Raw genomic sequence first — 18,320 nt, 5'->3', positions numbered from 1 at the left:
CACAGCGCGGTTGCACCTGCTACCGGATCGCTCTCCTAGAATCAGTCGGGCCGGGAAACACTTCGAACGCCGCCGCGGCAGAGCGGCAATCGAGTCCGGCCCGGGCGCGCCCGGTCTCTCGCACAGCTGCGGATCACGCGATCCGCCCGTTAATCAGAGCCCCGATCGAAAGGAGGTCCCATGAACCGCTTTCCCCAAATCTCGCGCCTTGCACTGTCTGCCGCTGGCCTGCTTCTCGTCGCCGTGACGGCGACCGCGCAAACCGCGCAACCGGCGCCTTCCGCACCGGCCACCACCACGCAAACACGCATCCACGAAGCCGACCAGACGTTCATCACGGACGGCACGAAAACCGTGTCGACGCAGCACGACGCCGCGCGCATCGCCGATTCGCGCACGTCGGACAGCCAGGTGAAGGCATTCGCGCAACGCGTGTCGACCGACGATGAGAAGATCATCCAGGCGATGCGCGCGGCCAGCCCGCGCGGCATCGACGTGCCGGCCAACAATCCCGACACGACCGTGCTGGACAGCATCAAGAACCTGCGCGGCGCGGAATTCGACAAGGCGTACATCGAGCAGGTCGCGCTCGCCGGCCAGCAGAAGACGATCTCGGCATTCCAGGCCGAAATCGCGTCGGGCCGCGACACGAAGCTGAAGGAAGTCGCACGCCAGGCGCTGCCGATCCTGCAGGCGCACTACGCGGACGCGCAGAAGCTCGCGCAGCGTCATCACCTCGCATCGGCGCAGTAACGCGATGCACCGCCGCGCATCGTGCGCGGCACCCCGCTTCCCCCCGTCGCGTCGCCGTTCCCCTCTCCGGCGGCGCGACGCACATCCCGCACGCGATATGCGACCGACGTTACGTCGCGAGCTTCGCTTTCAATCGTTCGCTGACTTCCGGCCATTCGTCGTCGATGATGCTGAAGCGCACCGAATTGCGCTTGCGGCCGTCGGGCATGATCCGTTCGTGGCGCACGATCCCTTCCTGCTTCGCGCCGAGCCGCAGAATCGCCGCGCGTGATGTCTCGTTCAGCTCGTCGGTCGTGAACTGCACGCGCACGCAGTGCAGCGTGTCGAACGCGTATGCCAGCAGCAGCCATTTCGCTTCGGTATTCGCGTGCGTGCGCTGCGCCGATTCGCTCAGCCACGTGTGACCGATCTCGAGCTTGCGATTCTTGCGGTCGATCTTCCAGAAGCGCGTGCTGCCGATCGCGCGGCCCGACGCACGCTCGACGATCACGAACGGCATCACGGTGCCGGCCGCGCGGCCTTGCAGTGCGCTGTCGAGATACGCGTCGACCGTGTCTTCTCCCGGCACGACCGTGACCTTCAGGTTCCACAATTGCCCGTCCGCGGCGGCATCGAGCAGCGCCTGCCGGTCGGATGCCTCGAGCGGCCGCAGTACGATGCGCTCGCCCGTGAGTGTCGGTTGTTCGACAGAAGATGAAGCGTCGGTCATGACGGGTTCCGTTTCCGTGAAGAGGAGGATGACGCTGCGCGCAGCGACACGCCATCATACGGCGAGCGTCAGCGCGGCAGCGCAGCGAGCCGCTCGCGAATCGCCTTCGCTTCGTCGCGCAGCGCATCGGCGAATGCGTCGACGAGCAGGCTCTTCGGCCGGTGCTCGGGCACGATCACGCTGACGCGGTATGGAAACGAGCGCGTGAGCGGCCGCACGTGCAGGTCGCGCCCGACGAAATCGAGCGCGGTCAGCGGATTGACGATCGCGGCGCCGAGCCCCTGCCGCACGAACGCGCACACCGACACGGCCGATGGCGTCTCGACCACCGAACGCGGCGCGACACCGAGCTGCGCGAACGCCTCGTCGATCAGGATCCGGTACGGGTCGTTCAGCGACAGGCTCACGAACGGACGATCGGCGAGATCCGCGAGATCGATCGCGCGCTGCGCGAGCAGCGGATGGCCGTCGGGCAGCACGCACACCTCGTCGACTTCGAGCAGCGGCGTGAGCACGGTGCCGGCCGGCGCGACGTCGTGCTCGGTCAGCCCGAGATCGTAACGCTGCGCGGTCAGCCACTCTTCGAGCACGGGCGACTCCTGCGTCGCGACCGACACGCTGACACCCGCGTGCGCATCATGAAAGCGCCGGCAGGCGCCGGGCAGGATCGCGTGCGAAAACGCCGGTAGCGCGATCACCGACAGCTGCCCGTCGCGAAACTCGCGCAGCCGCGCGGCCGTCGCCGCGACGCGCTCGAGCCCCACATACGCGAGCCGCACGTCGTCGAACAGCGTGAGCGCGGCCATCGTCGGCCGCAGCCGGCCGTGCGAACGCTCGAACAGCGCGAAGCCGACCACCTGCTCCATCCGCGCGAGCTCGCGGCTGATCGTGGGCTGCGACGTGTAGAGCATTTCGGCCGCTCGCGTCGTGCTGCCGGTGACCATCAGCGCGCGGAAGACCTCGATGTGCCGATGTGTGAGCATGATCTTCTATATCAAAAATGAATCGAATGTCGATAAACAGGCATTTTACTGTATAGGCGTTCAGGCGCATCATCACGCTATCCGTTCATTCGATCAGACTCATCCGCCATGTCCCTCGATTCCCGCCAGCTCGCGGCGCTCGCGCAGCAATACGGCACCCCGCTGTGGGTGTACGACGCCGACGTCATCCGCGACCGCATCGCCCAACTGCGTCAGTTCGACGTGATCCGCTACGCGCAGAAGGCAAACTCGAACCTGCATATCCTGAAGCTGATGCGCGACGAAGGCGCGTGCGTCGACGCCGTGTCGCTCGGCGAGATCGAGCGCAGCCTTGCGGCCGGGTTCAGTCCGGCAGGCGAGCCGGAAGGCGTCGTGTTTACGGCCGACCTGATCGACCGGCCGACGCTCGCGGCCGTGCTGAAGCACGGCGTGACCGTGAACGCCGGCTCGCTCGACATGCTCGCGCGCGTCGGCGAGCATGCGCCCGGCCATCGCGTGTGGCTGCGCGTGAACCCGGGCTTCGGCCACGGCCATAGCAACAAGACCAACACCGGCGGCCCGCAGAGCAAGCACGGGATCTGGATCGACGACGTGCCGCGCGCGATCGAGATCGTGCGCCAGTATGGCCTGAAGCTGGTCGGCATCCACATGCATATCGGCTCGGGCGTCGACTACGGCCACCTGTCGCAGGTGTGCGATGCGATGGTCGACCTCGTCACGTCGCTCGGCCACGACATCGAAGCCATCTCCGCCGGCGGCGGGCTGTCGATCCCGTATCGCGACGGCGAACCGCGCGTCGACGTCGGTCACTACTTCAGCCAGTGGGACGCCGCGCGCAAGCGGATCGAACGGCATCTCGGCCACGCGGTGCGCATCGAGATCGAGCCGGGCCGCTTCCTCGTCGCCGAGGCCGGCACGCTCGTCACCGAAGTGCAGGCCGTGAACCACCGGCCGAAGCACGACTTCGTGCTGATCGATGCGGGCTTCAACGACCTGATGCGTCCGTCGATGTACGGCAGCTACCACGCGGTGTCCGTGCACACGCACGACGGCGCGCTGCCCGCGGGCCGGCCGCTCGTCGACATCGCGATCGCGGGGCCGCTGTGCGAGTCCGGCGACGTCTTCACGCAGGACGCAGGCGGCGTGGTCACGCACCGCAAGCTCGCGCAACCGCAGATCGGCGACCTGCTGTTCCTGCACGATGCAGGCGCGTACGGCGCATCGATGTCCTCGAACTACAACAGCCGGCCGCTCGCGCCGGAAGTGCTCGTCGATCGCGGCACGCCGCGGCTGATCCGCCGCCGGCAGACGATCGACGAACTGCTCGCGCTCGAAACGTTCGAGTAACACGCGCCTACGCGCCGCGTCCGACGCACCGGACGCCAACGGCCAGGCTTGCCGCTACCGGCATGCCTGGCCGTTTTGCTTTTCGGCGGTTGCCCTCAGGGCAACCGCACGCGCATGGCGTAGCACCGGATGCTGCGCACCCCGTGCAACCGCAGCAGATCGCATGCATCGCACTCCAAGCAGGGAGAAAAACATTCCACGCCACGCGGAAAGTCCGTGCATTTTTGGAAGCACTTTCCTTTTTGACAAATCTAAGATTGCCCTCAGTCGTTCAGCATTTGCGTCGCCGGATACGCATCGACGATGCAGCCGATCTACCCCACTCGCAAGCCGCACGGGCACTCATGAACACGATGCTTGAACTCTTCGCCGCGCACCGTTACGCCACCGCGCGCGAACGCCTGCCGTAACGCATCGCGGCAAACGGCTCGCGCCGTCTCTCGCCGCTCCCTTTCCCGCGCCGCATTCCACTGCGGCCCGCTTCCCGCCCACGGCGACGCCGCGCGTCGCCGCGGATACGTACGCCCAAAAATTTCGACAACGACGTTTCGACAACAACCCGGAGACAACCATGAAGCCCTTCACCCCGACGCTCAAGCAAACCCTCGCCGCAGCCCTCCTCTGCGTGGCCGCCACGGCATCGCATGCGGCGGACCTGCTCGACACCGTCAAGCAGGCCGGCGTGCTGAAGATCGCGCTCGAAGGCACGTACCCGCCGTTCGACTACCGCAACGCCGACGGGCAGCTCGAAGGGTTCGACGTCGACGTCGCGAAGGCGGTCGCCGCGCGGCTCGGCGTGAAGCCGCAATTCGTCACGACCGAATGGAGCGGGATTCTCGCGGGGCTGCAGGCCGGCAAGTTCGACGTGATCGTCAACCAGGTCGCGATCACGCCGTCGCGCCAGCAGGCGCTCGACTTCAGCACGCCGTACGTGTATTCGTCCGCGCAACTGCTGCAACGCCAGAACGACACGCGTGCGTTCAAGTCGCTCGACGAGCTCAAGGGCAAGAAGGTCGGCGTGACGATGGGCAGCAACTACGTCGATCTCGTGAAGACGGTGCCAGCGGTCGATCTGCAGGTCTATCCGGGCACGCCGGAGAACCTGCGCGACCTCGCGGCGGGCCGCATCGACGCGGCAGTGAACGACCGCCTGATGCTGAGCTACCTGATCAAGAACTCGCACCTGCCGTTGCGTCCCGGCTCCGTGCTCGCCGGCGGCGAGGACCGGATGGGCATCCCGTTCCGCAAGGGCAATCCGAAGTTCGCGAAGGCGATCGATGACGCGGTCGCGTCGCTGCGGCAGGACGGCACGTTGAAGAAGATCTCGATGCAGTGGTTCGGTGCCGACACGACGAAGCCGATCGCGCAATAACGCAACCATCACGCGCCCGCGCGCACGAACGCGCGGGCGGCCCGCCGACACCTCGGCGGCACACGACACACAATCAGGAGACACGCGATGGAAGCACTCGATCTGGTCATTCATACCCTGCCCGTGATGGTGAAGGGCGCGCTGCTCACGCTGAAGTTCGCGGTGGCGTCGATGGCGCTCGGCCTCGTCGTCGGGCTCGTGGTCGCGATCATGCGGATCGGCAGCAACCGGCTCGCGTCCGGTCTCGCGCAGGGCTACGTCAGCCTGATGCGCGGCACGCCGCTGCTCGTGCAGATGTTCGTCGTCTACTACGGGCTGCCCGATCTCGGCATCACGCTCGACCCGACGACGGCCGGCATCTTCACGCTGACGCTCAACGCCGGCGCGTACCTGTCCGAAAGCATGCGCGGCGCGATCCTCGGCATCGGCCGCGGGCAATGGGCGGCCGCGCACAGCCTCGGCCTCACGCACGTGCAGACGCTGCGCTACATCGTCTGCCCGCAGGCGCTGCGCCTCGCGGTGCCGAGCCTCGGCAACACGCTGATCAGCCTGATCAAGGATACGTCGCTCGTATCCGTGATCACCGTCACCGAGCTGCTGCGCTCGACGCAGGAAGTGATCGCCGCGACGTTCCAGCCGCTGCCGCTGTACCTCGCGGCCGCCGCGATCTACTGGGTGCTGAGCACGCTGCTCACACGGCTGCAGGGCCGCGTCGAGACGCGCCTCTCGCTGCCGTCCACGCATTGAGCATGCGTACGTCATCCAACCCGAACCTCAACCACGGAGAATCCATGATTACGCTCGACAACGTATCGAAGTGGTATGGCAAGCATCAGGTCCTTTCGGCATGCAGCGCGGCGGTGTCGAAAGGCGAAGTGGTCGTCGTCTGCGGGCCGTCAGGCTCCGGCAAGTCGACGCTGATCAAGACGATCAACGGTCTCGAGCCGTTCCAGAAAGGCAGCATCGTCGTCGACGGCATGCGGCTCGGCGATCCCGCCGCGAAACTCGCGCAACTGCGTGCGCGCGTCGGCATGGTGTTCCAGCATTTCGAGCTGTTCCCGCATCTGTCGATCACCGACAACCTGACGCTCGCGCAGGTCAAGGTGCTCGGCCGCCGCAAGGACGAGGCAATCGAGAACGCGATGAAGCTGCTCGACCGCGTCGGCCTGAAGGCCCATGCGAACAAGTATCCGGGGCAGTTGTCCGGCGGGCAGCAGCAACGCGTCGCGATTGCGCGCGCACTGTCGATGAACCCGGTCGCGATGCTGTTCGACGAGCCGACGTCCGCGCTCGACCCCGAGATGATCAACGAAGTGCTCGACGTGATGGTCGAACTCGCGCGCGACGGCATGACGATGGTGTGCGTCACGCACGAGATGGGTTTCGCGAGGAAGGTCGCGCATCGCGTGATCTTCATGGACCAGGGCGCGGTGGTCGAGGATGCGGCGAGCGACGCGTTCTTCGCCGCGCCGCGCTCCGAACGCGCACGCGACTTCCTCGACAAGATCCTGCACTGACCGTGCGGCGGTCTCGCTCCGATTTGACTGACTTTCAAAGGACGACATCTTGAACCATCTGCATTCGACCGACACCCTGCTCGCTCACGAAGGCCGCTCGCACGGCCAGCCCGGCTCGCCGGTGAACCCGCCCGTGTATCGCCAGTCGACGCTGCTCTTTCACGGCACCGACGCGCTCGACGCGGTGCGCGGCACGCCGCTCGCATACGGACGTCACGGCAGCCCGACCACGCGGGCGCTCGAGAAGGCGCTCGCGCGCCTCGAAGGCGCGCACACTGCGCTGCTCACGCCGAGCGGGCTCAGCGCGATCACGACCGCGCTGCTCGCGGTGCTGAATCCCGGCGACCACTTGCTGATGGCCGACTCAGTGTACGACCCGACCCGCTCGTTCTGCGACGAGACGCTCGCGCGCCTCGGCATCGAGACGACGTACTACGATCCGTCGATCGGCGCCGGCATCGCGGCGCTAATGCGGCCGAACACGCGCGCGGTCTTTACCGAATCGCCGGGCTCGCTGACCTTCGAGGTGCAGGACATCCCCGCGATCTGTCGCGTCGCGCACCAGCACGGCGCGGTCGTGCTGCTCGACAACACGTGGGGCACGCCGCTGAACTTCCGCTCGTTCTCGCACGGCGTCGACGTGTCGATTCACGCGGCGACCAAATACATCGCCGGACACTCCGACGTGCTGATGGGCGTGATCCTGACGACCGAAGCGCTCGCGCAGAAAGTCACGCGTTGCTACCGGCAGCTCGGCATGACCGTCAGCGGCGACGATGCGTATCTCGCGCTGCGTGGCCTGCGCACGCTGTCGGTGCGCCTCGAGCGCCACCAGCGCAACGCGCACGTGCTGACCGAATGGCTCGCGCGACAGCCCGAAGTCGCGCAGATCCTGTATCCGGCGCGGCCAGGCGATGCCGGCCACGCACTGTGGCAGCGCGATTTCACGGGTGCATGCGGATTGTTCGGCCTGGTGCTGCAGCCGCAGCCCGACGAAGCGGTACGCGCGCTGCTCGACGGCATGACGTGCTTCGGGATGGGCTACAGCTGGGGCGGCTTCGAAAGCCTGATCATCCCGTCGAATCCGTCGCGCCACCGTACCGCGACGCAATGGCAGGCGGCCGGCCCGCTGCTGCGCATTCACGCGGGGCTCGAGCATCCGGACGACATGATTGCCGACCTCGACGCCGGTTTCGCCAGGATGCGCGCCGCCGTGGCCGCACTCGCGGAAGCCTGAAATCGGTCGACGCCAGCCGCGTCATCCCGCACTCCCCTTTTTTTCAACGTTCGACCACCACTGATAGCGAGGCCATCATGAAAGACACGCTGTTCATTCTCCGTCCGGGCTTTTTCAAGGACTCCGAAGGTCCGTTCTACTGCGGCGACTCGGTTGCCGTCGAAGGGCTGCTGAGTTTCTATCCGCAACTGCGCGACGCCGTCGCGGTCGAGTATATCGACGCACCGCGGCCGCGCCAGCCGATCGTCGCGCTGATCGGCGAGGACAACCAGTCCGCGCCGGTGCTCGTGCTCGGTGATGCGCAGACGCCGAAGGACGACGCGGTCGCGATTCGCGAACACAACGGCCGTCGCTTCATCGATTCGCCGGCCGATATCCGGCGCTATCTGTCCTCGCAATACGGCGTCGCGCACGTCGCGTAAGCATGCCGGCGCCCGCTGTCGACGGGCGCCGCCGAACGGGACGCGCGGCCGGCGCGGCCCGTTCGCCGCTTCCGGTCGGCACGTCGCCACGCGCGCCATGTACTCGGCCACGCGGACTCACCGCTACCGATGATCGGCCCGGGCACCCCGCCCCCCGGCCGGACGACCTTCAACGCAACACGACACCGGATGCCGGCACGCACCGGAGCCCGCCGCGGCCCGCGTCAGCCGGGCGAACTGCCGGCAGGCGCGAACGCGAATGCAGCCGGTTCGGACGGCACGTGGCGCGCGAGCCACAATGCGGCCTCGGTCCGGTTGCTCACGCCGATCTGGCGAAACAGCGCATACAGATGGTTCTTGATCGTGCCTTCCGCGACGTTCAGCACGCGGCAGATCTGCTTGTTCGACTTGCCTTCGGCCAGCAGCCGCAGCACGTCGCGCTGGCGCGGCGTGAGGCGTTCGAACGCGCGATCGTCGCCGGCGGGCACACCGCCCGGGCGCGCCTGCGTCGCGCCGCCGTCGTTCGGCGGCACATAGATCGCGCCGGCCGCGACCCGGCCGAGCGCGTCCGCGAACTCGTCGGCGCTCGCATGCCGGTCGATGATGCCGGCCGCCCCTGCCAGCAGCGCATCGGCGATCGTGCGGCGGCACACGGCGGCCACCACGCACAGCCACGGCGCGCCGGCAAACGTCTCGTGCAGCAGGTGCGGCCAGCTCGGCCGCGCGGCGTGCTCGTCGCATTCGATCGTGATCGCCTCGACCGTCTCGGGCAGCAACGCGTCGCGCAAGCGCAAAACGTCCTCGGGACAGCGGGCCGACCACACATGCCAGTTGACATCGCGTTTACACAGTACGTCCGCCACGCCCGCGACGAACAACGGCGGGCTATCGATCATCAGAACGTTCATTGCGCGGTTTCCTCGAAATCGGGATGCTCGGTTTAGGTTTTTTTGCTTCCCTACCCGGCGTTTTTTTTACCGCTGTTTTCCGCACCGCGCACTAGGCCCGTCGCTCCGTGACGAATGGCCTAATTCGTCCACGCCGGACCCCGCCACGCATGCCGATGCCCGTCGCGGGCCGGCCCGGGCCGCCGGTCGTGACGGACGTCATATTTGGTAAACGTCTTCAATTTCCTAACGTGAATAACGACAGCGAATTTCCGTTGTCTTCGACACGAAGAGGAGTTTATTCATGGACGCGAATTTCATCGGTTCAGTGATTAACGCTTTACCCATGGACCAAATGATCGCCGGCCCGTTAAAAGCGATGATCAGCGCGCAGACGCAGGCTGCGAAGAGCTACGCGGATTTCCTGATGCAGGTCTGCATCCAGGGCGGCAAGGCGGTGGCCGTCCAGTTCGACTACGACGAGACGCTGGTCGACGAAAGCGGCGTATCGAAGGGTGTCGTGCAGAAGACCATGCGCATTCCGCTGCTCGCGGCGATCGTCCACCCGATCATCGCGATCGAGGAAGGCACGATCGACTTCGAGATGGAGATCACGCAGTCGGAGAAGTCGTCGTCGTCGACCGAGGCCGGCGGCGAATTCCAGGCGAAGCTCGGCTGGGGGCCGATCAGCGTGAGTGTGTCGGGGCGCGTGTCGCACAAGGCGGAGCAAACGCGCAGCACCGATACGCGCGCGAAATACTCGATCCATACGCAGGTGAAGCGCCAGTCGCCGCCCGAAGCGCTGATGCGCGTGATCGACTTCCTGACCGAAGCCGCGACCAAGCCGGTCGTCACCGAAGGCAACGCGAAGGACGTGAAGCCGCTGCCGGCGACGCCGACCGACGGCAAGCTGGTCGGCGATGCGTCCGGGTCGGACGCCAAGGCAGCCGCGCCTGCCGCCGGTGCCGGTGCGGATGCCCAGCAGCCGGCGCACGCGTAAGCGCGCGGGCCGGCCATGTTCAGGCTCTTCAGGCGGTCACGCCGCGCGGGCGGCGGCGGGCACGACGACGGGGACGCGCATCCGGGCGGCGGCAACCCCCGGCAGGAACCAGACGGGCCGGTCCCGCCGACGGCCGCGCCGGCAGCGGGCAACGCCGGCGCGAGCGCGGATGCCGCCGCACCGGCGGCGATAGCCGCGGATCCGGCGCGCCGCGTGTCGCCGGATGGCGCTGGCGGGCCGGCCGGCGCCGCATCGGGCACGAGCGACACGCCGGGCGCCGAGCCCGACGCGTCCGCCGGCAGCTTGCCGCCCGCGCCTCCCGCCCCACCGGCGCCCCCGGCCCCTCCGCCCGGCGCGCCGGCCGACGATACGCGCCCGCCGCCGCGCGGCATCGCGCTCGACGAGATCGCACGCGGGATGCAGCATGCCGCCGCCGCCGCGAACCAGTTGCTCGCGCACCAGTACACGGCCGTGCTCGACCAGTTCTTCGACCTGCGCGACGACGGCCTGCTCGCGCCGCGCGAGGTCACGGTCGCGCTCGACGCGGAGCACACGATGCCGGTGCCGCTCGTCGCGCTCGCCACGCCCCGCGGGCTCGCGCTCGACCGGATGGTCGTGCACCTGACCGTGCGCGGCGACTTCACCGAGGCGCTGCCGGCCGGCGGCGTCGCGGGTAACGACGACCAGCGCGGCCGCTTCTACGTGACGTTCGCGCCGCGTTCCGGGAAAAAGGACGCGCAGGGGACCACGCGGCAACGCGACACCGAGCACATCGACATCGAAATGCAGTTCGCGGCGCTGCCGCCGCCCGAAGCGATCATGCGCGTGATCGACGAATACACGCATCACCTGGTGCCGCGCGCACGGCCGGGCAGCAAGGAGAACGACGATGGCGACCCAGCCTGAACGCACCGGCGCGCAAGGCATCGCGCTGATCAAGCAGTTCGAGGGGCTGCGGCTCTCGCGCTATCTCGATGCGGTCGGCAAGCCAACGATCGGCTACGGGCACCTGATCCTGCCCAACGAGCGCTTCACGCGGGCGCTCACGCCAGCCGAGGCGGAGGCGCTGCTGCGGCGCGACCTGCGCGGCGCCGAGCTGAACCTGCGCAAGCTGCTGCACGTGCCGGTCACGCAGCAGCAATTCGATGCGCTGATGTCGTTCGTCTTCAATCTCGGCGCGGGACGGCTGCGCTCGTCCACGCTGCTGCGCTACCTGAACGCCGGCGCGAGCGCGCGCGCGGCCGACCAGTTCCTCGTCTGGAACAAGGCCGGAGGCAAGCCGCTCGCGGGGCTCACGAAGCGCCGCCGTGCCGAACGTGCGCTGTTTCTGTCATGAGCGCCGTGACGCCGCACCGGCCGAACGTCACGGGTCGCCGCGCATGTCGTTCGCGCCATTTCGCATGACGTCGGCTGCCCGTAAGCTGAAACCGTCGCTGAAATCTTGCCGCACCTGATCCGTTCCAATCATTCGTCATTTGCCACTCGTCACGACAGGAGTCCCGCATGAACGTCATTCGCTCGCCAGGCCCCACGATGCCGCCGCGCCTCGTCGTCTCGCATGCGACGCGCCGCACGCCGGGCGCCGCCTGCGTCGCCGTCGCCACCGCGGCAACGGCCGCGCCGCACGCCCTCGTTGCCGCCGCCCCGTTGCCCGCCTATGCGGCGGACCTGCAGCGCACGTCGGGGGCGGGGTTGCCGCGCGACGCACGCGGCACGCCCGATCAGGAGCAAATGTCATGAACATCAAGCTCCGCTTCATCAATCGCTCGAACGACTGCGGCAACAGCGAGGTCGTGCTGTTCCAGCGCGACGTGATCCCCGATCTCGACGCATTCGCGATCGCGTGGAAGGTGATCCGCTATTGCGGACGCGACTGCTTTCATCCGTTCGACTACTCGACCGATATCGACGTCGCGCTCGGCGACGAGCACGGCAACTTCTCGCCGCGCGTCACGGCACCCGCCGGCGTGCGCTTCGTGGTCGACGCGCAGCCGACCGGACGCGGCCGGCTCGTGCCCGACCCGGCCGACGCGCCGGGCGGCGACATCGAGGTCGTCAACCGGATGCGGCGCGGTGCAGTGAACGTCAACGCGTTCAGCGCGGGCCGGCTGATCGCGGTGAAGGAAGCGGTCGTGCCCGGGCAAAAGGCAGTGTTCCGCTTCACGCCGGCGCTATGGATCGGCGTGGCGTCGCAGGTGCAGGAAAGCCGCGCGCTGCACGCGGCGGTGATGTCGAGCGCGAACACGCTGCTGCCGCTGGCGGGCGTGGCCGCGGCCGACATCGTGATGATGGGCGGCGGCACCGGCACCGACGCGCAGCCGTTCGCGTTCGTGCTCGAACACATCGTGCGCGCATAGCGTCGCCCGACACGGTTTGGACCGGCTTGACGGCACGGCTTCACGGCCGGGCCGGCGGGAAAGGTGTGCGGCAGACCGACTGCCGTTTTTTCAAACTCAAGGAGCAACGACGTGGATATCCAACTGAACCTGATCAACCGCTCGAACGACGCGAACAACTCGAGCGTCGTGATCTTCCAGAAGAACGTGGCGACCGACTTCGACGAACTCGCGATCGCGTGGAAGGTGATCCGCAATTGCGGCCAGGGCGACAACCATCCGTTCAAGTTCCCGATGACGATGAGCGTGAGCGCGAGCGATAGCTGGGGCAACTACATGCCGCAGCAAATCGCGGCGAACGGCCAGGTGTTCCAGGTCGTGCGCTCCAGCTCGGGCGACGTACTGCAGCTCGGCAGCGACCCGGGCGCGAGCTCCGAGGTGCAGGTACGCAACGACCTGCCGGCCGGCGCGATCAACGCGACGATCTACAAGGACGGCAACGCGCTCGCGCGCAAGACGTCCGTCGCGCCGGGCCAGAAGGCCGTGTTCCAGTTCAAGCCGACGATCTGGATCGGCGTCGCGTCGCAGATCGAACAGGGCGCGCTGATGAACTCCGCGGTGATCTCCGACATCAACACCGAACTGTCGCTGCTCGGCATCGCGAGCGCCGACATCGTGATGACCGGCGGCGGCCCGGGCCCGCGCTCGATGCCGTTCACGTTCCGGCTGGAAAACGTGGTGATGGCGTAACGGCCCGTGCGCCGGAGATGCACGGCCGGCGCCCACTCAATCAGTTATCCAAAGCAAAGCAAGGTGACTCATGGACATCAATCTCAACTTCGTCAACCTGTCGAACGACGTCAACAACAGCCAGATCGTGATCTTCCAGAAGAACGTGTCGACGGACTTCGACGAGCTCGCGATCGCGTGGAAGGTCATCACCAACTGCGGACGCGGCGACAATCATCCGTTCGTGTTCCCGATGCTGACGACCGTCTCCGCGAGCGATGCCGACGGCAACTACATGCCGCAAAAGCGTGCGGACAACGGACAGGTCTTCAACGTGTCGCGCTCGACATCGGGCAACGTGCTCGCGCTGGCCGGCGCGGCGCCGACGTCGCGCGAGATCCAGCTGCGCAACGACCTGAGCCAGGGGGCGATCACCGCGTCGGTCTTCAAGGACAACCGGCTGCTCGCCAACAAGACGGGTATCGTGCCGGGCCAGAAGGCCGTGTTCGAGTTCAAGCCGACGCTGTGGATCGGCACCGCGTCGCAGATCGAACAGGGCGCGGTGATGAATTCGGCCGTGCTGTCCGACATCAACACCGAACTGTCGCTGCTGGGGATCAAGAGCGCCGACATCGTGATGACGGGCGGCGGCGGCGGCACCACCGCGACCGCGTACCAGTTCCGGCTCGCCAACGTGGTGATGGGGTAAACGGCGCGCGCGCGACGGCGAACGGGTCGCGCCCGTCGCGTCGTCGCGCGGGCGCGGTGCGTGAATCAGCCCGCGCGCTGCACGGGCGCCATCTTCGAGAAGTACTTCGCACCCGCGACGCAGCCGACGACCACGACCGTCACGACGAGCATCGACGGCGGCACCGTCTCGTGCAGCAGCCCGGCCGCGAGCAGGAAGCCGAAGAACGGCTGCAGCAGCTGCAGCTGGCCGACGCCCGCGATCCCGCCGAGCGCGAGACCGCGATACCAGAACACGAAGCCGATCAGCATGCTGAACAGCGACACGTACGCGAGCCCCCACAGCGCGGCGGCATCGACGCCGTCGAACGTCGCGGGCCACGTGAACCACGCGAGCGGCAGCATCACCGGCAGCGACAGCACGAGCGCCCACGAGATCACCTGCCAGCCGCCGAGCTGGCGCGACAGGCGCGCGCCTTCCGCATAGCCAAGCCCGCACGCGACGATCGCGGCCAGCATCAGCGCATCGCCCAGCACCGACGCGCTGCCGCCGTTACGCAGCGCGAACGCGGCCACTGCGCCGCTGCCGACTAGCGAGAAGATCCAGAACGGCAGCCGCGGCCGTTCGCCGCCGCGCCAGACGCCGAATAGCGCGGTCGCGAGCGGCAGCAGCCCGACGAACACGATCGCATGCGCGGACGTCACGTGCTTGAGCGCGAGCGCGGTCAGCAGCGGAAAACCGACCACGACCCCGAGCGCGACGACGATGAGCGACGCGGTTTCCGCACGCGTCGGCCGTTTCTGCTTCAGCGCGACGAGCAGGCTCAGGCCGAGCACGCCGGCGATCGTCGCACGCGCGAACGTGAGGAACAGCGGGTCGAGCCCCTGCACCGCGACGCGCGTCGCCGGCAGCGAGCCACTGAAGATGATCACGCCCAGCAAGCCGCTGAGCCATCCGTCGGTCGTCTTTTGCACGGTAAATCCTGGTCGAAAAAAGGTGGATGACCGATGATCCGCCGCCCGCGAAAAGCGCGTAAGCTACAGCCCAATACAATTCGGACAAACTGTACTGGACAACTGGCCGTACAGTTCCTTCTCGCCATGAACCGCTCCGTGCCGAACCCCGCTCCGCCCGCGCCGTCGCGCACGCGCGTGGAAACCGTGATGGACACGCTGCGCGCGCGGATCGCGAGCCGCGCGCTGATGCCCGGCGCGCGCGTGCCGTCGATCCGGATGATGGCCGACGCGCTGCACGTATCGAAATCGACCGTCGTCGACGCCTACGAGCGGCTCGCGAGCGAAGGCGCGCTCGTCGCGCGGCGCGGCTCCGGCTTCTACGTATCGGGCCACGCACCGCCGCTTGCGCTCGGCGAACTCGGCCCGCGCCTCGATCGCGAACTCGATCCGCTGTGGCTGTCGCGCCAGGCGCTCGAAGCCGCGCCGAGTTCCGTGAAGCCCGGCTGCGGCTGGCTGCCGTCGTCGTGGCTGCCGGACGAGAGCCTGCGCCGCGCGCTGCGCGCGGTGTCGCGCGACGAACCCGACGCGCTGACCGACTACGCGACGCCGCTCGGGCTGCCCGCGCTGCGCCAGCAGCTCGCGTGGCGGCTCGCGCAGCACGGCGTCCATGCGGAACCCACGCAGATCATGCTGACCGACGGCGGCACGCATGCGCTCGATCTCGTGTACCGGCTGCTGCTCGAGCCGGGCGACACCGTCGTGCTCGACGATCCGTGCTACTTCAACTTCCAGGCGCTGCTGCGCGCGCATCGCGCACGGATCGTCAGCGTGCCGTACACGCCGAACGGCCCCGATCTCGCGCGCTTCGAACAGGTGCTCGCCGAACACCGGCCGCGGCTCTACATCACCAACTCGGCGCTGCACAACCCGACCGGCGCGACGCTCGCGCCGCCGGTCGCGCACCGGCTGCTGACGCTGGCGGCCGAGCACGGCCTGCTGATCGTCGAGGACGACATCTTCGCGGATTTCGAGAGCACGCCCGCGCCGCGCCTGGCGGCATTCGACGGGCTGTCGCGCGTGGTATCGATCGGCAGTTTCTCGAAGACGCTGTCGGCCGCGATCCGGTGCGGCTATGTCGCCGCGCGCCCCGAATGGATCGATGCGCTCGTCGACCTGAAGCTCGCGACGTCGTTCGGCAATGCGCAGATCGGCGCGAACGTCGTGCATCGGCTGCTGGTCGACGGCACGTACCGGCGGCATCTCGACAGCCTGCGGGCGCTGCTGGCCGATGCGATGGGCGAAACGATCCGACGGCTCGCGCGCGCCGGACTCGGAATCTGGACGGAACCGCGCGGCGGCCTGTTCGTGTGGGCCGAGCTGCCCGACGGGCTCGATGCCGCACGCGTCGCACGCCATGCGCTCGACCATGATGTCGTGCTCGCGCCGGGCGATGTGTTCAGCGCATCGCACAGCGCGACATCGTTCATGCGCTTCAACGTGTCGCGCTGCAAGGGGCCGGCGGTGTTCGATGCGCTTGCTCGGGCGATGGAGGCGGCGCGCCGCGCCGCGCGCGATACCGAAGCGCCGCCGGAGGCGACGCAATCGCACTCGAACCGCGTCTCACTCGATGTCACCGGCCGAATCTGACATGATCAGGCGCTCCGGCGCGCTCGCCCGTGCTCCGCGCGACGCGACGTAGTACAGCAGGCCCGGCACGACGATGCCGACGATCCACGACACGTCGACGCCACCCAGCGCGTCGACCCACAGCCCGGTATAGAACCCCGTCGCGACAAACGGCATCTGCACGAGTACGCCGATCGCGTAGACAGCGATGCCCACGGCGTTCCAGCGGCCATATCGTCCGTCAGGATCGAACAGCGCCGGCACGTCGTAATGTTCCCGGGTGACGCAGTAGTAGTCGACGAGATTGATCGCGCTCCACGGCGTGAAGAACACGAGCAGAAACAACAGGAACGACGAGAACGCTTTCAGGAAATCATGCTGCCCGGCCAGCGCGATGCCGCTCGACGCGGCGACGCTCAGCAGCACGAACGCGATGCGGGTACGCGGCGAGATCTCGCGCCGCCCACCGAAGCCGGTCAGGATCGCTGCGACCGACATCACGCTGCCATACGCGTTGAGCGTCGTAATCGTCAGCTTGCCCAGCGCGATCGTGAAATAAAGCACGGCGGCGATGGCGCCCGTCGCACCGAGGCCGACGATGAAGGCGACCTCGTGTCCCGAGAAGCGGTCACCGGCGAGCGCGGCGGCCAGCACGCCGAACGTCATCGACACCTGCGCACCGATCACGGTGCCGCAGAACACGGCGGCAAAGGTTTTCGCCGGCGACGTCGTGCGTGGCAGATAGCGGGAGTAGTCGGCGACGTAGGGTCCGTAGGCGATCTGCCACGACGCGGACAACGACACGGCGAGCAGGAACGATGCGAGCGTGAAGTGACGATTCGCCAGCAACGCTGCGAACGCGTGTCCTTGCAACAGGCTCGCGAACAGATACAGGAATGCGAGCGTGCCGACGATGCTCGATACGCGCCCCATCGCATGAATCGTTCGGTAGCCGAGGCCGGTGAGCAGAACGACGAGCGCGGAGAAGATCAGGATCGCGGTGGTATGGCCAACGTTCAACAGTTCCGCAATCGCCTGCCCGGCGAGTACCGTTCCGCCCGCAGAGAATCCGACATACATCACGCAAACGAGCATGAGTGGCACGATCGCGCCGTACACACCAAACTGCACGCGGCTGGAGACCATCTGCGGCAGCCCGAGCTGCGGCCCTTGTGCGCCGTGCAGCGCCATCACCGCGCCGCCGAGTACCTGGCCTGCCAGCAAGCCAACCAGCGACCAGAACACGTCGCCGCCGAGCACCACAGCCAGTGCGCCGACAACGACCGCCGTGACCTGCAGATTCGCGCCGAACCACAGGGTGAACTGACTGAACAGGTTGCCGTGGCGCTCGGCTTCGGGGATATAGTCGATCGAGCGGCGCTCGATCAGCGATGTATTGGCGACAGGTAAAGCGGTACGTTCCATGCTCGGCTCCCGACCGGTGGAAAACTGCGCTTGTGGGTCGCTCGGACCGCCGACATCGGGCCAGGTCGACGGCATGCGATGACATGCCCGCATGCTCGTCGACGACGGCCGGCCGGTGAAGCGGACACGGTCCTTCGCGGGGGTTGCGCGCCAGTCGCGACGACACGGCGTGCGTGCAGGATCGGTCGATCCTGACGATTACGGAAATCAGACCGACGCGGTCAGCGCCGGAACAAGCTCGTTCAGGTCGCCGACCAGGCCGTAATCGGCCACGCTGAAGATCGGCGCTTCCGGATCCTTGTTGATCGCGACGATCACCTTCGAATCCTTCAT

Annotated in this window: 21 protein-coding genes and 1 pseudogene; 16 read left to right on the top strand and 6 right to left on the bottom strand. The window is 67.5% G+C overall.

The window, feature by feature from the left end:
- The first annotated feature begins 180 nt into the window (after positions 1-180).
- Positions 181-753, top strand: a complete 573-nt coding sequence (locus DIE15_RS22245; protein WP_057928869.1) for a DUF4142 domain-containing protein — start codon at positions 181-183, stop codon at positions 751-753.
- 109 nt (positions 754-862) lie between these two features.
- Here DIE15_RS22245 and DIE15_RS22240 read toward each other — a convergent pair whose 3' ends face one another.
- Together DIE15_RS22240 and DIE15_RS22235 are read right to left on the bottom strand one after the other, a co-directional pair.
- Complete coding sequence (locus DIE15_RS22240; protein WP_057928870.1) at positions 863-1,462, bottom strand: GNAT family N-acetyltransferase; 600 nt, start codon at positions 1,460-1,462, stop codon at positions 863-865.
- Between the two features lie 68 nt (positions 1,463-1,530).
- Positions 1,531-2,445, bottom strand: coding sequence for a LysR family transcriptional regulator (locus tag DIE15_RS22235; RefSeq protein WP_124834353.1), 915 nt, complete (start codon positions 2,443-2,445; stop codon positions 1,531-1,533).
- Between the two features lie 108 nt (positions 2,446-2,553).
- Here DIE15_RS22235 and lysA point away from each other — a divergent pair, with 108 nt between their 5' ends.
- The 7 genes from lysA to DIE15_RS22200 all read left to right on the top strand — a co-directional run bounded on the left by lysA (position 2,554) and on the right by DIE15_RS22200 (position 8,340).
- A complete protein-coding gene (lysA, locus tag DIE15_RS22230; RefSeq protein WP_059600097.1) occupies positions 2,554-3,792 on the top strand; it encodes a diaminopimelate decarboxylase in 1,239 nt (412 codons plus the stop codon).
- A gap of 143 nt (positions 3,793-3,935) precedes the next feature.
- Positions 3,936-4,202, top strand: a complete 267-nt coding sequence (locus DIE15_RS22225; RefSeq protein ID WP_124834352.1) for a hypothetical protein — start codon at positions 3,936-3,938, stop codon at positions 4,200-4,202.
- A gap of 161 nt (positions 4,203-4,363) precedes the next feature.
- Complete coding sequence (locus DIE15_RS22220) at positions 4,364-5,164, top strand: transporter substrate-binding domain-containing protein (RefSeq protein ID WP_057928873.1); 801 nt, start codon at positions 4,364-4,366, stop codon at positions 5,162-5,164.
- Between the two features lie 87 nt (positions 5,165-5,251).
- Positions 5,252-5,911, top strand: a complete 660-nt coding sequence (locus DIE15_RS22215) for an amino acid ABC transporter permease (protein ID WP_057928874.1) — start codon at positions 5,252-5,254, stop codon at positions 5,909-5,911.
- 44 nt (positions 5,912-5,955) lie between these two features.
- Complete coding sequence (locus DIE15_RS22210) at positions 5,956-6,681, top strand: amino acid ABC transporter ATP-binding protein (protein WP_124834351.1); 726 nt, start codon at positions 5,956-5,958, stop codon at positions 6,679-6,681.
- Between the two features lie 49 nt (positions 6,682-6,730).
- Positions 6,731-7,918, top strand: a complete 1,188-nt coding sequence (gene metC, locus DIE15_RS22205) for a cystathionine beta-lyase (RefSeq protein ID WP_057928876.1) — start codon at positions 6,731-6,733, stop codon at positions 7,916-7,918.
- A 77-nt stretch (positions 7,919-7,995) separates the two neighbouring features.
- Positions 7,996-8,340, top strand: coding sequence for a DUF3088 domain-containing protein (locus tag DIE15_RS22200; protein WP_057928877.1), 345 nt, complete (start codon positions 7,996-7,998; stop codon positions 8,338-8,340).
- A gap of 224 nt (positions 8,341-8,564) precedes the next feature.
- On the opposite strand, the gene DIE15_RS22195 is transcribed toward DIE15_RS22200, so the two are convergent.
- On the bottom strand, positions 8,565-9,248 hold the full coding sequence (locus DIE15_RS22195) for a response regulator transcription factor (RefSeq protein ID WP_057928878.1): 684 nt from the start codon (positions 9,246-9,248) through the stop codon (positions 8,565-8,567).
- Between the two features lie 283 nt (positions 9,249-9,531).
- Here DIE15_RS22195 and DIE15_RS22190 point away from each other — a divergent pair, with 283 nt between their 5' ends.
- From DIE15_RS22190 to DIE15_RS22160, 7 genes are all read left to right on the top strand, one after another.
- A complete protein-coding gene (locus DIE15_RS22190; RefSeq protein ID WP_124834350.1) occupies positions 9,532-10,227 on the top strand; it encodes a DUF2589 domain-containing protein in 696 nt (231 codons plus the stop codon).
- Positions 10,228-10,440: 213 nt separating this feature from the next.
- Positions 10,441-11,133, top strand: a complete 693-nt coding sequence (locus tag DIE15_RS22185; protein WP_260428304.1) for a DUF2589 domain-containing protein — start codon at positions 10,441-10,443, stop codon at positions 11,131-11,133.
- A complete protein-coding gene (locus DIE15_RS22180) occupies positions 11,117-11,563 on the top strand; it encodes a lysozyme (RefSeq protein WP_057929399.1) in 447 nt (148 codons plus the stop codon). The genes DIE15_RS22185 and DIE15_RS22180 overlap by 17 nt, the downstream gene beginning before the upstream one ends.
- A 167-nt stretch (positions 11,564-11,730) precedes the next feature.
- Positions 11,731-11,967 (top strand): hypothetical protein, encoded by a 237-nt coding sequence (locus tag DIE15_RS22175; RefSeq protein WP_057929400.1) that lies wholly within the window; start codon positions 11,731-11,733, stop codon positions 11,965-11,967.
- Positions 11,964-12,584, top strand: coding sequence for a hypothetical protein (locus DIE15_RS22170; RefSeq protein WP_057929401.1), 621 nt, complete (start codon positions 11,964-11,966; stop codon positions 12,582-12,584). The genes DIE15_RS22175 and DIE15_RS22170 overlap by 4 nt, the downstream gene beginning before the upstream one ends.
- A 111-nt stretch (positions 12,585-12,695) precedes the next feature.
- Positions 12,696-13,313, top strand: a complete 618-nt coding sequence (locus DIE15_RS22165; RefSeq protein ID WP_057929402.1) for a hypothetical protein — start codon at positions 12,696-12,698, stop codon at positions 13,311-13,313.
- A gap of 70 nt (positions 13,314-13,383) precedes the next feature.
- Positions 13,384-14,001, top strand: coding sequence for a hypothetical protein (locus DIE15_RS22160; RefSeq protein WP_057929403.1), 618 nt, complete (start codon positions 13,384-13,386; stop codon positions 13,999-14,001).
- Positions 14,002-14,066: 65 nt separating this feature from the next.
- On the opposite strand, the gene DIE15_RS22155 is transcribed toward DIE15_RS22160, so the two are convergent.
- On the bottom strand, positions 14,067-14,954 hold the full coding sequence (locus tag DIE15_RS22155) for a DMT family transporter (RefSeq protein ID WP_057929404.1): 888 nt from the start codon (positions 14,952-14,954) through the stop codon (positions 14,067-14,069).
- A gap of 126 nt (positions 14,955-15,080) precedes the next feature.
- Between DIE15_RS22155 and DIE15_RS22150 the strand changes: the two genes are divergently transcribed.
- Positions 15,081-16,583, top strand: coding sequence for a PLP-dependent aminotransferase family protein (locus DIE15_RS22150; RefSeq protein ID WP_260428303.1), 1,503 nt, complete (start codon positions 15,081-15,083; stop codon positions 16,581-16,583).
- On the opposite strand, the gene DIE15_RS22145 is transcribed toward DIE15_RS22150, so the two are convergent.
- Positions 16,557-17,987, bottom strand: coding sequence for a cytosine permease (locus DIE15_RS22145; RefSeq protein WP_124834349.1), 1,431 nt, complete (start codon positions 17,985-17,987; stop codon positions 16,557-16,559). The two genes, DIE15_RS22150 and DIE15_RS22145, sit on opposite strands and share 27 nt — an antisense overlap.
- A 207-nt stretch (positions 17,988-18,194) precedes the next feature.
- Positions 18,195-18,320, bottom strand: a pseudogene (locus tag DIE15_RS22140) (electron transfer flavoprotein subunit alpha/FixB family protein); the annotation flags it as partial.

Source organism: Burkholderia sp. Bp9031, assembly GCF_003857965.1.
Lineage (GTDB): Bacteria > Pseudomonadota > Gammaproteobacteria > Burkholderiales > Burkholderiaceae > Burkholderia > Burkholderia ambifaria_A.
The sequence above is the reverse complement of the archived record's forward strand: the minus strand, read 5'-3'. Positions and strand labels throughout refer to the sequence as shown.

Coding starts and splice junctions, on each gene's coding strand:
- DIE15_RS22180 (WP_057929399.1), top strand. CDS start 11,117: ATGGCGACCCAGCCTGAACGCACCGGCGCGCAAGGCATCGCGCTGATC.
- DIE15_RS22190 (WP_124834350.1), top strand. CDS start 9,532: ATGGACGCGAATTTCATCGGTTCAGTGATTAACGCTTTACCCATGGAC.
- DIE15_RS22195 (WP_057928878.1), bottom strand. CDS start 9,248: ATGAACGTTCTGATGATCGATAGCCCGCCGTTGTTCGTCGCGGGCGTG.
- DIE15_RS22175 (WP_057929400.1), top strand. CDS start 11,731: ATGAACGTCATTCGCTCGCCAGGCCCCACGATGCCGCCGCGCCTCGTC.
- DIE15_RS22200 (WP_057928877.1), top strand. CDS start 7,996: ATGAAAGACACGCTGTTCATTCTCCGTCCGGGCTTTTTCAAGGACTCC.
- DIE15_RS22215 (WP_057928874.1), top strand. CDS start 5,252: ATGGAAGCACTCGATCTGGTCATTCATACCCTGCCCGTGATGGTGAAG.
- DIE15_RS22145 (WP_124834349.1), bottom strand. CDS start 17,987: ATGGAACGTACCGCTTTACCTGTCGCCAATACATCGCTGATCGAGCGC.
- DIE15_RS22210 (WP_124834351.1), top strand. CDS start 5,956: ATGATTACGCTCGACAACGTATCGAAGTGGTATGGCAAGCATCAGGTC.
- DIE15_RS22160 (WP_057929403.1), top strand. CDS start 13,384: ATGGACATCAATCTCAACTTCGTCAACCTGTCGAACGACGTCAACAAC.
- DIE15_RS22235 (WP_124834353.1), bottom strand. CDS start 2,445: ATGCTCACACATCGGCACATCGAGGTCTTCCGCGCGCTGATGGTCACC.
- DIE15_RS22220 (WP_057928873.1), top strand. CDS start 4,364: ATGAAGCCCTTCACCCCGACGCTCAAGCAAACCCTCGCCGCAGCCCTC.
- DIE15_RS22170 (WP_057929401.1), top strand. CDS start 11,964: ATGAACATCAAGCTCCGCTTCATCAATCGCTCGAACGACTGCGGCAAC.
- DIE15_RS22150 (WP_260428303.1), top strand. CDS start 15,081: ATGAACCGCTCCGTGCCGAACCCCGCTCCGCCCGCGCCGTCGCGCACG.
- lysA (WP_059600097.1), top strand. CDS start 2,554: ATGTCCCTCGATTCCCGCCAGCTCGCGGCGCTCGCGCAGCAATACGGC.
- DIE15_RS22245 (WP_057928869.1), top strand. CDS start 181: ATGAACCGCTTTCCCCAAATCTCGCGCCTTGCACTGTCTGCCGCTGGC.
- DIE15_RS22240 (WP_057928870.1), bottom strand. CDS start 1,462: ATGACCGACGCTTCATCTTCTGTCGAACAACCGACACTCACGGGCGAG.